Source organism: Brevibacillus jepli, from assembly GCF_047229145.1.
Classification (GTDB): domain Bacteria; phylum Bacillota; class Bacilli; order Brevibacillales; family Brevibacillaceae; genus Brevibacillus.
Genome location: NZ_JBFEFW010000036.1, coordinates 21,559 through 37,198 on the forward strand (window position 1 = coordinate 21,559; position 15,640 = coordinate 37,198).

A 15,640-nucleotide genomic window follows, 5' to 3' on the forward strand; every position below is an offset into this window, starting at 1 on the left:
TCTCTAACGATTCAAGTTTTTAATGTACTTACCATTAGCCACTTGTCCCTCGTAAATCCATCCTGGTGGAACAGGTGAATATTTGCTCACTAATAATCTGGTTCCATAAGGAGCTCCATTGACATTCATGATCGTTTTACTATCATAATTCTCACGTGTGACAACCCATCCAGTTGGAATAGGGGAGAACTTGGTCACATTGAACTCCGTCCGATAAGATGCCCCTGTTGTATACTTTATCACCCTACCAGCTAATTCATCTCGTAAAACTACCCATCCTTGTGGAACGGGAGAATATTTGCTAACTCTTAATTCCGTACCATAGGGAGCACCTGCTGTATTTTTAATGAGCTTTGAACCTAGGTCTTCACGAATGACGACCCAACCCGGTGGGACAGCAGCAGATTTTCGAATCCATTCCTCATCTGAACTCCATTTGGCAGCAGCTAATGAATGTTCTTTCTGCCCACCAACACTAGTGGCTTGAATCGGAGACGTTAACACTGCAGAAAATACGGCTACACTTAATGCTGAAAAAACCATTTTCTTGAACATAGTGATTCCCACCTCTCCTATCATTAACTTCTACCAAAATATACCATATCTTTCAAAACGAGTAAATTTTTGTGAAAAATCAATTATTTTAAAAAGTTACGCTATCGACTGATGGACGCTAGATACCACTACCCTCCCATCTATTAATAATCTAGGTAAATATTTTTTATCGAGAAACTAAAAAAATTCCTTTGCTATCGAAAACGCAAGGAAATATTCTGAATATACGTTTTCTATCATTTTTATGGGGGGTATTTATGAAAAAGGGTCTAGCAATCGCAACCTGTCTTACCTTGCTATTCGGGGTACTAGCAGGGTGCTCGAACTCATCAGCACCTGCTGAGCCCACTGGCTCCACTACACCTGCAGAAGCGACAAAAACAGAGCCGATGGTGTTAAAATGGAGCATCAACAGCGAACCGCCTTCGATGGACCCTGGGATCGCCGTCGACGCGGATTCCTTTGACATGATTTACGCTGCCTTTGAAGGTTTGACCAGCTATGACTTGAACGGACAACTCGTCAATGCAACGGCCGAGAGCTTCACCAACTCGCCGGACTACATGAATTACACCTTCAAAATTCGCAAGGACGCCAAGTGGAGCAATGGTGATCCTGTCACGGCCCACGATTTCGTCTATGCGATCAAACGCAACCTCGATCCGAAAACAGCGTCCGAGTACGCCTATCAGCTTTACTACATTAAAGGAGGAGAGGAGTACAATACGGGCAAAGGCAAAGCAGAAGACGTAGGGGTCAAGGCTGTAGACGACTACACTGTCGAATTCAACCTGAAATCACCGACTCCGTTTTTCCGTGAGCTAACCTTCTTCCCGACTCTCTTCCCGCTGCACCAAAAAACGCTGGAAGGAAACCCGAAATGGGCCGATGAGGCGAAAACAATCGTGGGGAATGGTCCATTCATCATGGACACGTGGGAGCACAAAAGCAAAATCGTCTTTACGAAAAACCCGAACTACTGGGATCGCGACAACGTCAAGCTCGACCGCATTGAAATTGCGATGATCGAGGACAACAATACAGCGTTCTCGATGTTCGAAAATGGAGACATCGACTGGGGAGGTTATCCTGCCTCGACACTCCCGACCGACGCAATCCCTACTCTTAAAGATGCGGGCAAGCTGATGGTCGCGGATAATCCGGGTACACAATCGGTCGTTTTTAATACGAACAAACCGCCGTTCAATAACAAAAAAATCCGTCAGGCCTTCGCTTATGCGATCAACCGTCAGGAAATCATTGACAACATTTTGCAGACCGGTGTTCCAACTGCATATGGTTGGGTACCGACTTCCATGGGATTAAAACCGGACGGCTATTTTAAAGAAGACCAAGCGAAAGCAAAGACACTGCTGGAAGAAGGCATGAAGGAGCTCGGACTCACGACCTTCCCGACTGTGACCTACACCTTCGACTCGAATGATACGAACAAAAAGCTGGCAGAAGCCCTGCAAGACCAGTGGAAAAAAGCACTCGGCGTTGACGTGAAGCTGTACACGGCAGAGCTGAAGGTGTACCGCGACATGAGATCGCAAGCGAACTTTGACATGATTCGCTTCCAATGGGGCGCAGACTTCAATGATCCGATCAACTTCCTGGAGATGTTCCGCGACAAAACAGGCGGAAACAACCACCCGGATTGGGAAAATGCCAAGTTCAAAGAGCTGATCGACAAGAGCTACAACGAGCCTGATCTCGATGCGCGCAAAAAAATTCTGCTAGAGGCGGAAACGATTCTCATGGAGGAAATGCCGCTGGCTCCGATCAACTTCCGGGGTAGCCCTTACGTGAAAAATGACAAGGTGAAGGATTTTATCATCTTCCCGCTTGGGGGCGCGTACTTTAAGTACACCTCGGTTAATCAATAAGGAAAAATCTTATGTTTGTGCGAACATAGTGGTGGGGAAGAGAAAAACGGGCTCCCTCCGTTGGTGGCACGCCCACGAGGAAGTGGGGAAGTCCGTCTCCACTCCAAAAAGCGGTACGTCGACCAAAAGCCACCCGATGGGCGGTAGCTTCTCGATGAAGAGGTTGGTCGACAAGCGTGTACCGCTTTTTTCCGTTCCGACTGGGCAGGCGCGCCAAGGCCTCCGGTCGCTCCGTTTTTCTCTTCCTTGCCGTAGCGTTTTGGATACACGAGCTTCTTGAAAACACTTAGACTAAATAAAACAGGCTGTACCTGTCTGGATAGACGGTACAGCCTGTTTTATTACATTACATTTACACGGTCAGCGTTTTTTGTTCGTTTCCGTGGTAGGCATTGGTATCCAGCTCTTTTGTCACTCTGCTGGTAAGCAGTCCGGACGTCATGCTTCCGCTTACGTTGAGCGCTGTGCGTCCCATGTCAATCAATGGCTCAACAGAAATGAGCAGACCGACAATGGCAATTGGCAAATTCATGGTGGACAAGACGAGGAGTGCTGCAAAAGTCGCCCCGCCACCTACGCCTGCAACCCCGAAGGAGCTGAGTGCTACAACTGCGATGAGCGTCAGGATGAACGATGGTGTCAGCGGGTCAATACCAGCGATTGGCGCCACCATGATGGCCAGCATGGCTGGATACGTACCTGCGCAGCCGTTTTGCCCGATAGAGAGTCCAAAGGAACCTGCGAAGTTGGCAATTCCCTCTGGCACACCCATGCTTTGCTGTGTTTTGACATTCAGCGGCAATGCTCCTGCACTCGTGCGCGAAGTGAAGGCGAACGTCAGGACAGGGAATGCTTTTTTCACATAGGTGATTGGATTCAACCCTGCAAACGTCAACAGCAACAGATGGACGATAAACATGATGATCATCGCTACATACGAAGCGACTACGAACTTGCCCAGCTGCCAGATTGCATTGTAATCACTGGTCGCAGCGACTCTGGTCATGATAGCCAGTACACCGTATGGCGTCAGGCGCAAGATCAATGTCACGACACGCATGATAATTGTATGGAATGCGTCAACGATTTTCGCAAACAATTCAGCTTGCTCTGGATTTTTTCGTTTGACTCCTAAATAAGCGACACCGATAATCGCGGAGAAAATCACGACGGCAATCGTAGAAGTCGCGCGATCTCCGGTCAGATCGAGGAAAGGATTCGCTGGAAGAAGCTCCAAAATTTTAGCTGGCATGCTCAAGTTCTGGATATCGCCCAAGCGCTGCTCCACCTGTTCGATGCGAGCCGATTCCGCATCCCCTTGCTGGAATTGTGCCCCGTCCAGATTAAAAGCCAGGGTAGTAGAAATCCCGATCGCTGCTGCTACAGCTGTTGTCCCTACCAAAAGTCCGATAATCAGCGTACTGATTTTCCCAATGTTATTGGATAATTTCATTTTGGTGAAAGCCGACAAAATAGAGATGAATACCAGTGGCATTACGATCATTTGAAGCAGCTTCACATAGCCTTTTCCTACGATGTTGTACCACTCAATGGTGGCTTTGAGTACGTCAGATTTGGCTCCGTATACGAATTGCAAAATGAGTCCAAATAAAATCCCGAGTCCGAGACCAACAAATACTCTTTTGGAAAAAGAAATATGCTTCTTTTGCATGGCGTACAATCCAGCAATGAATAAGAGCAACAAAATAATGTTTACGATGATCAAGAGCGTCGACATATATTCCCCTCCCTTTCGATTTATGTACTTCTCTTTATTGTATTCGGTATAGATATAGTTATATTACCAACAATCCCTACTGGTCAAGTATGAATTGTTTTTTTATTATTCCAAACTGTCATACAGAGGGAGAAAACTTTGTCCGGCCTAAGTTGTTGCTGTAGTGCTGAGGAGGAAACAGGAGAAAACGCTCAGCTTCTTGTCCCACCCGCTGAGGGATTTACTGCCCGACTCCATGCAAAAAGCGAAACCGCGTCCAAAGTGGTCCAATCAGGATGTATCTCAGAGGTGGACGCTTAAGGGCGTGTTTCGCTTTTTGCATTCCGTCTCGGTCGATGTACCAAAGATCTTCGCTTATTTCTCCTGTTTCCTCTACGAGCTTTCCAAGTTAATCGGGTTTTAAAAGCATTGAAAGATTGAAGAACGTATTCAGTTACGCCAGAGAAGAATATTTCCAGACGTAGCGACTTGTGGAGTCCTACCGAGCGGAGAAGGGATTAGCGGGCAACAGAAACGCAACCGTGCCCACGCTACGTAGCGGCTACCACTTTTGCGGTTCCCCGCTAATCCCTTCGGAGCGGACAGTCCACTCCCTCAGAAGGACGGAGCACGGAGCCTAGTCTGGAAATATTCTTCTCCCCACCGCAGCCACATATAAAAAACCAGAAACCGCCCATTTGGACGATTCCTGGTTCTTTAGTAGTGCCAAATCGTTTTGCTTATTTCAGTTGTTTGCTTACCAAACACCACAGCCAGGTAAGGACGACCGCACCAATGGCTCCGGCAATGACGTTGAAGCCGGCCCACATCCATAGCCAATCACCCAATACCAAATCGCCCAGCCAGCTACCCAAAAGAGCGACGATAAGCGAAGCCCACCAGCTTGCTCCGGTAGATTTTCCTTTACACAGCCAGCTCATTGCCCACCAAACGATCACACCGACGACAGCCCATACGAACCAGAACATTCGTACACACTCCCTCTCTTATGATGGTGACGCTTACATTAGGACCAAAATAATGACTAATTATCTGTTACCATCATATTGAACAAAAGAGAAAGTGTGCATAGGCATTTAATTGATATACAGTTCTGCTCGGCGGTTGGCTACGCTTGGCAATTTGCCCCGTACTCGTTCAATCCGACTTACATCCAGTTCTGTGATCAATAACGTTTCTTCTTCCCCTGCACTCGCGATCACGACACCCATCGGATCGACGAACATGCTTCGTCCGGCAAAAATATTTCCGACCTGATCAGCCGCACATACAAACATCGTGTTTTCAATGGCACGCGCACGAACGAGCGTCTCCCAATGATCCTCTTTCATCGCTCCCGCTACCCAGCCGGCTGGCACGAACAAAATATCGGCACCCTGAAGCGCAAACTGTCTCGCGATTTCCGGGAAACGCACCTCGTAGCAAACCATCAGCCCGATTTTGCCGAACTCCGTTTCCACCACCTGATACGGATTATCCCCAGGCGCGATGAAATCCGATTCTGTGTAGGAAAAGGCGTCGTACAAATGTGTTTTGCGGTACGCATGAAGCAGCTGTCCTTCACGACCTAGAAAAACAGTCGTATTGTAGGCGCGTTTTTCGTCACCTTCGATCGATTCAAATACGCCGCAAACCACATGAACCCCATGCTCCCGCGCAAGCTCTGCCAAACCGGAAACAAATGGACCATCCAGCTTCTCCGCTACCTCCGCTGGTGTTACTCCCGATTTTGGAGTAGCTGGTGCGCTGTACATTTCAGGCAAAATCACAAAGTCTGCACCCGCTGCCTTTGCTTTTGCGATGTAATCGGCTGCTTTTTGCAAATTTTGCGTTTTATCCATGCTCGCTGTAAGCTGTGCAATCGCTACCTTCATGCATATCCCCCGTCCTTCCCATTCATCCATAGCTCTCGTTTTCTTACTTGCTAGTATAACTGATTTTGAGTGAGTTCCAAGTAAATATGCTTTACCAACTGAACGTCTTGTATATAATGGACTTGTCATCTTTCGTATGAATTATCACCCGAACTGAAGAGAGGTGAGTCTATGTCGATCCGTATCAAACTGCTGCTCTCTTACACAGGGATGCTTGTGATCAGTCTGCTGATGTTCGTCGTCGCAGCCAGCCTGTTTACCATTGCGGCGACAGGCGATATCAAAAGCTTTAAGGACTTTTATAAGGTGCATTACCAGCTCAATCCACTGACAGAAGAAGAGGAGAATATTTTTCAGGAGTTGAAATATCTCGCCAAAAACGAGCCGGATGAACTGCTAAACAAAGAACTGTTGCTAGACTATGATTTCAAGCTCAAGATCGTGCGAGCCGGACTCTTCGTCCGTCGGGAAAGCAATCAAGTATTTGCATCGCATACCTTTAACCAGCCAGAACTGGAAAAAAACCTCCCTCCCTATGACCTAAGCAACAATCATATCCGCAACACGTTCAACATCGGGGAAAGGTTTTATGCCTATGCCAAGTATGACTTCAAGTTCACGGATGGTGCAAAAGGCAGTGTATTTGTTATTCGCGAACGCAGTCCATTTGGCGAAGTGATCCGCAAGCTGCTCCCCATTCTCGTAATCTTGCTCCTCGGGGTCATTGTCGTTGCCAACATCTTGTTGTACCGCTGGATCACCCGCAGTGTCGTAAAGCCGCTCGATTTATTGCGTAATTCCGCTGAAAACATCAAGGAAGGCAATCTGGACTTTGCACTGGAATTGCACACGAAGGACGAGATCGGACAACTGAACGAAGCGTTCGAAAACATGCGGAGACGCTTGCAGGAATCGGTGCAGCTGCGCCTTGCCGACGAGGAAAGTCGCAAAGAACTGATCTCCAACATCTCGCATGATTTGCGCACGCCGATTACCAATATCAAAGGCTATATCGAGGGAATCCGCGATGGCGTGGCGGACACACCGGAGAAAATGGACAAATACGTCAATATCATTTACTCCAAGGCGGTAGACCTCGACATGCTCGTCGATGAACTGTTCCTCTACTCCAAGCTCGACCTCAAGCAAGTACCCTTTACGTTTGAGCATGTGGATATCGTTCAGTTTTTGGATGACTGCATCGACGAGCTGCATTACGATCTGGAAAAGAAGGGCATCACGATTCAGTGGAATCAGCGCACAGCAGAAGGCACCTGGGTCATTGCCGATCTGGAAAAAATCAAGCGCACCGTTCTGAACATCATCGGCAATTCGCAAAAATACATGGATAAACCAGAGAAAATCATCTGCGTATCGGTTCACGCCGACGCTCATTGGGCCACCATTGAAATAAAAGACAACGGCGTCGGTATCCCGCAAGAAGCCATTCCGCACCTGTTCGAACGTTTCTATCGGGTAGAGCAATCCCGCAATTCCTCCACGGGCGGCAGCGGTCTCGGTCTTTCCATCGCACGTCAGATCATCGTGGGACATGGCGGAACCATCTGGGTGGAGAGCAAGCAAGGCGTAGGTACGAGCCTGTTCTTCACGTTAAAACGTACCCACAAACCATAGGAGGTGCACATTCCCATGTCTTCACGCATCCTCATCATTGAAGACGAGACAACCATCGCGCAGCTGGAACGAGATTATTTTGAACTGAATGGCTTTCAGGTTGATTTATGCCACTCTGGCAGTGAAGGCTTGCCGCTTGCCCTCAATGGCGATTACAGTCTGATCATCGTCGATTTGCAGCTTCCCGGTATGGATGGCTTCGAATTGTGCAGCCAGATCAGACAAGTCAAGGAAGTGCCGATCCTGATCGTCTCTGCCAAAAAAGAAGAGATCGATAAAATCCGTGCCTTTAATCTCGGTGCCGATGACTATATTACAAAGCCGTTTAGTCCAAGCGAATTAGTAGCCAGAGCCAAGGCCCACCTGACAAGATACGAGCGTTTGACCGCCCGACAAACTCCACCATCGAACGCAGAAATTCATATTCGCGGGCTGGTCATCGACAAAGTATCGCGGAGAGTGTACGTGCGCAATCAGGAAGTCATTTTTACGACAAGAGAATTTAATCTGCTTGAATTTCTAGCGACTCACCCGAATCGGGTTTTTAACAAAAATGAGCTGTTCGAACGAATCTGGGGCATGGATTCCAGCGGAGATATCGCGACTGTTACCGTGCACATTCGCAAGCTACGGGAAAAGATCGAGGTCGATCCTTCCAATCCGCAGTATATCGAGACGGTCTGGGGTGCAGGCTACCGGTTTACGGTCTAGGCATGAACCTCCACACAATCAATTACCTTCAGCTAAAACGAAAGACGCACTTGTTGCGCCACGTCAAGCTGGAGGTGTTTTTTTATATATTTTTAAGAACTTTTTTAGATTCTATTAATCTCCCGTTTCTTGGCAGTTTAGGTCTCTCGTCTATCCTACAGGTAATCAGGCAACAACTGACTCTAAAGGAGGACCAACCGATGAGAAAGTTTTCCAATAAAATAGCGATCATGATGCTCGCAACCGTTTTGGGTACAGCATCCCTTCCTTACGCTGCAATGAACGTGCAAGCAGCTTCCACTCCCCTGAGTGCTCAAGAAATTCAACAAGCCGTTACTGAACTCTCCAAGCTGAACGTCATGAAAGGCAATAACATTCACAATCAAGTTACGCGTGCCGAGCTGGCAAAAATGGTCGCGCACACCTTTGGCTTGCAAGGCGGCAAAACAGATAAATCCGTCACGTTTACGGATGTGAAATCGAATGATTGGTTCTACAAATACGCGGTTGATCTGGTCACGCTAGATATTATGCAAGCAAAAGATGGCAGCTTTAATCCTAGCGGAACCGTAACAGATGCTGAGTTCACGCAAATGGTCGCAAAAGCGCTCAAGCGTGACGTGAAGTCGGTTAATTACTGGGCGGATCGCTTCTTCTCCGCAGACAGCACGGTCACTCGCGGTGAAGCCGCTTATCTTTTGAATATCGCTCGCCAGGCAATTCCTTCTGATAAAGCGACCATCACAAACGTACAATCATTGAACGAAATTACACTGATTGTAACCTTCGACGCACCATTGACAGCAGAAAATGAAGCATTTGCAAAAGCAAAAGAAGACTTTGTCTTTAGCGATGGGCTGACACTGACCAACATGCCGCGCATGAAAACTGGTTCTACCAATACCTACATCGTGCCAACCTCTGTTCAAAAACCTGGAACCACCTACGAGCTGACTTACAAAGGGAAAAAGGCAGGCACATTCGCAGGCAACGCAACCAAGATCGACATGACAGAAGTGAGACAAGTAACAAACGACACGTTTGAAGTAGAGTCCCTGCGAGCAAATGGCGTCATCGATTACGGATATATCATCTCTGCTTACAGCGGAGGACGCGGTGCAAATGCATTGGTTCTGGATCAAAACAACAGTGCAGACGGCAACACGTATCAAATCATTCCTTCCATGCAAGCAAGACAAGTAACAATCACACCGGCAGGCGGACAGCCAACCGTAGCGAAATACGTGCCTTTCACACAATCTACAGACGGCAAGCAGGAGATTAAATTCCGTCTCCCAGAAGGCCAAGTCCTGACTCCGGGCGTTACGTACACCATTACATCCGATTGGGCGAATATCGCGAATCCGACCTTCGTCGCAAAAGAAATCGCTCCACTCGAAATCAGCGAAGCCAAAGCAGCGAGTGAAACTTCTATCACCGTTACCTTGACTGAGGATCCGGGAGACGAGCTGTTCTCTGGACGCAGCGTAGAGCTCACTAGTGCAGACGGAGAAAAACTGCTGGCGACGTACAAATATTCCAGCCGCAAAGGCACCACAGGCGTGTTTGACATCCAGCAAGATGGTAAACTGAAAGCAGGTACCACATACACGGTAAAACCTGTCGGCGATTGGGCTGGCAAATCTTCCGCCGAGCTGACAGTCGAGTAGTCTTTGTGTGATGCAGGTATCCAAATCAAAAGAAAGGTGTGGGTTCACTGTGCTGCTTGTATGTCTTTTGACGTCCGCCATTACTCTTGCAGGGTGTGAGATGAGTTGGAATACCCTCTTAACGAGTGGCGAGCAGCAAGCAACCCAGGCGGTGAAAGTTGAAATGGATAAGCTGAATCAAGCCTTATTGACAGCAACCAGTCAAGGAGACAAAGCAGCGATTCAGAAGCTGATTGCCGATGGCGCGGATATCAACGCCACAGATGAGAGGGGCCGCACTTCTGCGATGATCGCGGTCCACTCTTATCAACTCGACATTTTCAACTTGCTGATTGAACACGGGGCCAACATCAACATTCGAGACAACAACTTAGACAATCCTCTGCTTTTCGCAAGCGCAGCAGGCCACCTCGATTTCGTGAAAGCCGCGATAGCAGCAGGAGCCGACACAACCATCACGAATCGATTTGGCGGAACTGCCTTGATTCCTGCCGCTGATCGTGGTCATGTGGAGATCGTCAAGGAATTGCTCACCACCTCTGATGTCCATATCGATCATGTCAACAGATTGGGCTGGACCGCTCTCTTGGAAGCAGTGATTTTGGGCGACGGTGGCAAGAAGCATCAAGAAATCGTCAAGCTCTTGATTGAGCACAAAGCCAATGTCAATCTCGCTGATCATGATGGTGTAACACCTCTACAGCATGCGAGGAAGCATGGTTATAAGGAAATGATTGAGATGCTCACACAGGCTGGCGGAAAATAAAAAGATAACCGAATGTAACAAGGAAGGATAGGATCGTCGGAAATCATCTGACGCCTATCCTTTTTCGTATTTTCTAGACGAAAAGTCCCTATCAAAATCAAAACTTTTCCTATATTCAGGCGTCAATTACTAGTAAACTATTCCATTATGTCTATACCATTTTGATAGGAGCCTGTTTCACATGCACATCACCTCGCATCCATCTATTCTGGAAACGGACAAGCGAATCAGAGGAGCTTCCCCTAACCTCGCAGCCAAAGTCGAGATGTACAAGCTCTTTCTGGCATCCACAGAAGCTATCGAAATCCATATGAGCAACCTGACTCATCCTGCGTCTACTATCACCATCTATGACATCCATAGAACCAAGCTCGCAGAAGCTACCTATAGCCCTAACTCCCCTATCATCCTTCCGTTTTTTCCGAAAGAAGACGGTCTTTACTACGTGCAACTGACGATTGGGCCTGATCCAGACCCGCAGCACGCCTATCAGCTGCACGTTGACAAGTACAAGCGACTGTCGGGGATCATCAACCAATCTGAGGAGTTTACCGCTGAAAACGGTCCGTACATGATTGGACCCGAAGACGTCATCATAACGGCTGGGACGTCTATCTGCTTTGAAGAGGGGACATCCATCAATGTTCGCTGCCAGAACAAGATCGTTGTCCAGGATGGTGCCTCCATTTCTTTTCGCGGGGAACCAGAAAAGCCCGTCGTCGTCATCGGTGCGATTGATGATGCAAGTGAGCACCGTTGGAATCAGCTCGTGCTATCTCCCTTGGCACAGGCAAGCTTCCGGCACCTCATCGTTCAATACGACAATGACGAAGACGGAGTGGACTTCCTTGTTTCGGCCTCTCCTTTCGTTGCGATCGCTACATCTGTCGAAGAATTCGAGGCAGTCGTCGCCAAAACGAATTATGTAGAGCGTGCCGCAGTCGTTTCTCCCTCTTCTCGCCTGGCCTTCATCAAAACCTGGTTCCAGCAGTCCAGTCCTTATCGCTTCAGTATTTTGGGCGACCTCTTGCCTGAGCTATATTTCGGCATTGATGTCTTCACATTTGCTCGCTGGGAAACAGATACGAAACGGATTAATGAGGAACGGGTAAAAGCTGGCGAAATCAATTACTGGGATTTTGTAAACGGCAACTTTACTGCCGACCTTATAGAGGCTACTTATTTGTTTGCCAATAACGAGAGAAGCCCGGAGCTACGTATCCAACGATTGATTGACTTTTTGTCCATCGCGCAAAAATGGCGGAAAAAACACGGTTGTTTCAGCCTGTTCGACATACTCGATCCCTTTCATGATCACGACGAGGAATTTTACAAAACGTTTGAACAGATGTCGACCACCTTCTGGCTCGCGCACAACACCTCCATCATTCACTGGGATACCCTTTCACGGGAGCTCGGCATTTGGCATAAAGAGAGCTTTTTCGAGCAGCAATTCATCAACTCCGTGATTATTCGCCTGCACTTCGCAGCGGATCTGCCGTTCGCCCTTCCCAGGTATGGAAACAATATCCCACCTGTCGGCTTCCTCGGCATCTCCATTCACTACGGGCCGTTCCGTTATCCAGAGGATTACCCGGCTCCCGAGCCTGATTTCGACGTCAACTACGGTGAACTCTCTACAGCCACTTACGTGAAGTTCATGTTCCAATCATTGCTCAATGGCAAAACGAATCCCGTCTACACGTGGTGGATCCCTACGCAAGCCGATAAAGAGCTGTTTCGAACGTTGCAGGAAAAAGGCATCTCTCTCGACTCTCCTCCCGAAGATTGGGACCGCGAATTCGTACAGCCCTCCAGAAAAACGTTGGAGGAAATACGGGCCTATTATCTGAATCCTTCCCCCAAATAAGAAAAGCGGTAACGTGCGTGATGTAACGCCTGTTGCCGCTTCTCTCATTTCATACCCCTGACTATAGCGTATATTTTCTAACGGGAGCTCCCAGCTTTAGCTCGTTTGCTGCCTCAGCCAGTAGTTCTGGGCAAAAATAATAATCTTTCATTCCCGTGATTTTGTTTTCATCGAATTTCAGTAAGCTCAGATTGTATACATATTCGCCATCATCCTGTGCTGCAATTTGAATAATCGCGGGGTGTCCCCATAGGAAGTGTAATTCCGCTCTCATCTCTACAGGATCGCGCGCCCAATCCGCCAACGAATGATCGCGAACCACTTGTTTTCCATATTCCTGCGCCACATGAACGATATCGGTACACGCATGATCATCCAATAAATCGGCAATACCGGAAGGGTCTCTTCTATTAAAACAATCAATAAACGCATCAATTATGATCTGATGCTCCTTCGATATCTCCGGCTTTCGATCCTCTGTTGCCATTTCGAGCTGGACTTGCTGAAGCTTTACTCTCGCTCGCTTCAACAATGACTTCACCGCTCCTTCCGTGACACCGATCATCTCACTGATTTCCTGGAGCTTAAATTGGAATACTTCTGCGAGAAGAAACACGACTCTTTGCCTGGGCGCGAGATGCAACACCAGATGCTGCATTGCTTCGTTGATTTCCAATTCGTATTCTTTTTCTATATAAGACGGCTCCTCTGTTGTATCGAGCGATTCGATCTTCCCCTTCCTTTTTCGGCAATGGTCAATCCACGTATTCGTTGCAATGCGAAACAAAAAGCCTTTTGGATGCACAGGCTGCCACAGCTGTGTAAGGGAAGTGAACGATTTTAATAAGGTTTCCTGCACCAAATCCTCGGCATCCCACGGTGAGCCTGTCATATGTAAGCAATATCTCCACAAGGAGGTGCGATGAGGAATGATGAGCTCGTCAAATGTTTTTTTGATTTCCCGAAGTGGTGCACTCAAATCTTGCATGTCCGTATGCATCTTTTCCATTTGAATCGACCTCCCAACTCGTTATATTAATCAAACGAAAAATCGGGATGAAAAGATACGGAGCTTATTAAAAATAGTTTTCGTCCAACTGTTGAGGTCGGAAGAAGCCATGCCACATGACTTTCGAACAGCTTAAAATTTACCAGGGATTAGTTCTTTTTTGTCAGTTATATCTGGAAGTCCTTTTGAGGGAATAAATCTTAAGACATCTTGAATGAACATTCAGGAAGCTATCGCAAAGCAGCGTAGAAAGAAGCGCATTTCCAGTCCAAGCGCCTCTGGAGCCCAACCCAGCGTAGGAATGAATGCCGGGGAATTTCAGCTTCACTTATGAAATACTTCCTCGAAACTTCTACGTTTGAAGCGCTCCCGCCATTCATTTCGGAGCGGCCAGTCAATCCCCCTTGCGGGGCGTAGGCCGAAGCGTAGACTGGAAATGCGCTTCTTTCCCTCATTACAGTTACGGAAAAAAGCCTCCCCAAAAGAGAAGGCTTTCCTCGCTAATTCACAATGTTTTTCCCATAATAAATCTCGTCCATCTCGATTTGCAACTGCTGTGTAATATCCGCCTGCTCCTCAGATGTCAGCTTATCCTTCGTGTAACCGAACAAATAATTGTTCAGATCAAATTGCCTGCGCTTGCATTTGGTGTGAAAAATATTATCTTGGTACACGTTTACATCAATCATGTGGAACATCTCTTTAATTTCCTCGGGAATATAATTTTGGATCGAGCTGATGTCGTGATCGATAAACAGCTTGTATCCGTGTATATCCCGGGTAAAGCCGCGCACCCGATAGTCTATCGTCATCAAGTCTGTATCAAAGGAACGGATTAAATAATTGAGTGCTTTGAGCGGTGAAATCTCGCCACAGGTCGAGACATCAATATCTGCCCGGAACGTACTGATTCCTTCTGTTGGATGGTACTCTGGGTACGTGTGCACCGTAATATGACTTTTGTCCAATTGCAGCACGACATTTTCAGGCAAAGGCCCGGGGGATTCCTCATAGGATTCAGTAGGGACCTCAACGACTGGCCCCTCAGATACAAGAACAGTGACGCTCGCGCCTTGTGGTACGTAATCTTGCTGGGCGACATTCAGTACGTGTGCACCGATAATATCCGACACGTTTTTCAGGATATTCGTCAAACGTTCGGCATTGTATTGTTCATCTATGTATTCGATATACGCTTCCCGTTCCGCTTTCGTTTTCGTGTAGCAGATGTCGTACATGTTGAAGCTGAGAGACTTGGTCAGATTGTTGAAGCCATGCAGCGTAACGTTTTGCTCCGGTTTTTGTTCCAAGCGACATTTCCCCCTGTTGTGGCATCCAAAACTCGTTCCTCTTACTTTTTCCTCCACCTCGCTCATAAATACCCATTACTTTTGTCCCACTAGAAAATGATTCCATAGTAGTAGGCAAAAGTTGACAAATATGGTTCTAATCTGCTGGAAATGGTGATAAAATATCGAAGTGTGTCAAAATTCGGAAGAGAAGGGAGGTTTTACTCATGCAATGGTATCTAAAAGTCCTAAAGAATTACGTGGCCTTTTCGGGAAGAGCTAGACGTACGGAGTATTGGATGTTTACTTTGTTTAGTGTCATTATTTCTCTGGTACTTTCCTTCATTGAATCCATGATTGGAATTCCACTACTTTTAACCGGTATTTACTCCTTGGCTATTTTATTGCCAACTTTGAGTGTAATCGTTCGCCGATTGCACGATATTGGAAAGAGCGGTTGGTGGTTCCTCATTTCGTTTATTCCTTTGATTGGATCCATCTGGTTGCTCGTATTAATGTGCCAAGAGAGCCACGGAGACAACCAATACGGTGCGAATCCGAAGTCTTCTCAATCATTCGCATAATGTCTCCTTCACCTCTCCCTTATACAAGGGAGAGGCTTTTTATTTCGACA

The 15,640-nt window shown here is 47.3% G+C and carries 13 protein-coding genes; 7 read left to right on the forward strand and 6 right to left on the reverse strand.

The genetic code is table 11. The features are described 5' to 3' along the window. Positions 1-3: 3 nt before the first annotated feature. The gene (locus AB1L17_RS27195) at positions 4-555 is read right to left on the reverse strand and encodes a hypothetical protein (RefSeq protein WP_412848083.1); all 552 of its coding nucleotides are present in this window, start codon (positions 553-555) and stop codon (positions 4-6) included. A 257-nt stretch (positions 556-812) separates the two neighbouring features. Here AB1L17_RS27195 and AB1L17_RS27200 point away from each other — a divergent pair, with 257 nt between their 5' ends. Then, complete coding sequence (locus tag AB1L17_RS27200) at positions 813-2,444, forward strand: peptide ABC transporter substrate-binding protein (RefSeq protein ID WP_412848084.1); 1,632 nt, start codon at positions 813-815, stop codon at positions 2,442-2,444. A 352-nt stretch (positions 2,445-2,796) separates the two neighbouring features. On the opposite strand, the gene AB1L17_RS27205 is transcribed toward AB1L17_RS27200, so the two are convergent. The 3 genes from AB1L17_RS27205 to AB1L17_RS27215 all read right to left on the reverse strand — a co-directional run bounded on the left by AB1L17_RS27205 (position 2,797) and on the right by AB1L17_RS27215 (position 6,056). Next, positions 2,797-4,182, reverse strand: a complete 1,386-nt coding sequence (locus tag AB1L17_RS27205; protein ID WP_412848085.1) for an L-cystine transporter — start codon at positions 4,180-4,182, stop codon at positions 2,797-2,799. A 719-nt stretch (positions 4,183-4,901) separates the two neighbouring features. Further along, the gene (locus tag AB1L17_RS27210; protein WP_412848086.1) at positions 4,902-5,150 is read right to left on the reverse strand and encodes a hypothetical protein; all 249 of its coding nucleotides are present in this window, start codon (positions 5,148-5,150) and stop codon (positions 4,902-4,904) included. A 108-nt stretch (positions 5,151-5,258) separates the two neighbouring features. After that, positions 5,259-6,056, reverse strand: coding sequence for a carbon-nitrogen hydrolase family protein (locus AB1L17_RS27215; protein WP_412848087.1), 798 nt, complete (start codon positions 6,054-6,056; stop codon positions 5,259-5,261). A 171-nt stretch (positions 6,057-6,227) separates the two neighbouring features. On the opposite strand from AB1L17_RS27215, the gene AB1L17_RS27220 reads away from it, so the two are divergent. The 5 genes from AB1L17_RS27220 (at position 6,228) to AB1L17_RS27240 (ending at position 12,708) form a co-directional block, all read left to right on the forward strand. Continuing rightward, positions 6,228-7,691 (forward strand): sensor histidine kinase, encoded by a 1,464-nt coding sequence (locus tag AB1L17_RS27220; protein ID WP_412848088.1) that lies wholly within the window; start codon positions 6,228-6,230, stop codon positions 7,689-7,691. Between the two features lie 15 nt (positions 7,692-7,706). After that, on the forward strand, positions 7,707-8,402 hold the full coding sequence (locus tag AB1L17_RS27225) for a response regulator transcription factor (RefSeq protein ID WP_412848089.1): 696 nt from the start codon (positions 7,707-7,709) through the stop codon (positions 8,400-8,402). A 200-nt stretch (positions 8,403-8,602) separates the two neighbouring features. Further along, positions 8,603-10,072 carry an S-layer homology domain-containing protein gene (locus AB1L17_RS27230; protein ID WP_412848090.1) on the forward strand — a complete coding sequence of 490 codons (1,470 nt, stop codon included), beginning with the start codon at positions 8,603-8,605 and terminating at the stop codon, positions 10,070-10,072. A 100-nt stretch (positions 10,073-10,172) separates the two neighbouring features. Beyond that, positions 10,173-10,838: an ankyrin repeat domain-containing protein gene (locus tag AB1L17_RS27235; protein WP_412848091.1), complete on the forward strand. Its 666-nt coding sequence runs from the start codon at positions 10,173-10,175 to the stop codon at positions 10,836-10,838. A gap of 181 nt (positions 10,839-11,019) precedes the next feature. Next, positions 11,020-12,708, forward strand: a complete 1,689-nt coding sequence (locus AB1L17_RS27240) for a hypothetical protein (protein WP_412848092.1) — start codon at positions 11,020-11,022, stop codon at positions 12,706-12,708. Positions 12,709-12,769: 61 nt separating this feature from the next. Here AB1L17_RS27240 and AB1L17_RS27245 read toward each other — a convergent pair whose 3' ends face one another. Next, positions 12,770-13,717: a sigma-70 family RNA polymerase sigma factor gene (locus AB1L17_RS27245; RefSeq protein ID WP_412848093.1), complete on the reverse strand. Its 948-nt coding sequence runs from the start codon at positions 13,715-13,717 to the stop codon at positions 12,770-12,772. 500 nt (positions 13,718-14,217) lie between these two features. Continuing rightward, complete coding sequence (speD, locus tag AB1L17_RS27250; protein WP_412848094.1) at positions 14,218-15,027, reverse strand: adenosylmethionine decarboxylase; 810 nt, start codon at positions 15,025-15,027, stop codon at positions 14,218-14,220. A gap of 206 nt (positions 15,028-15,233) precedes the next feature. Between speD and AB1L17_RS27255 the strand changes: the two genes are divergently transcribed. Next, positions 15,234-15,590 carry a DUF805 domain-containing protein gene (locus AB1L17_RS27255; protein ID WP_412848095.1) on the forward strand — a complete coding sequence of 119 codons (357 nt, stop codon included), beginning with the start codon at positions 15,234-15,236 and terminating at the stop codon, positions 15,588-15,590. The last annotated feature ends 50 nt before the right edge of the window (positions 15,591-15,640 follow it).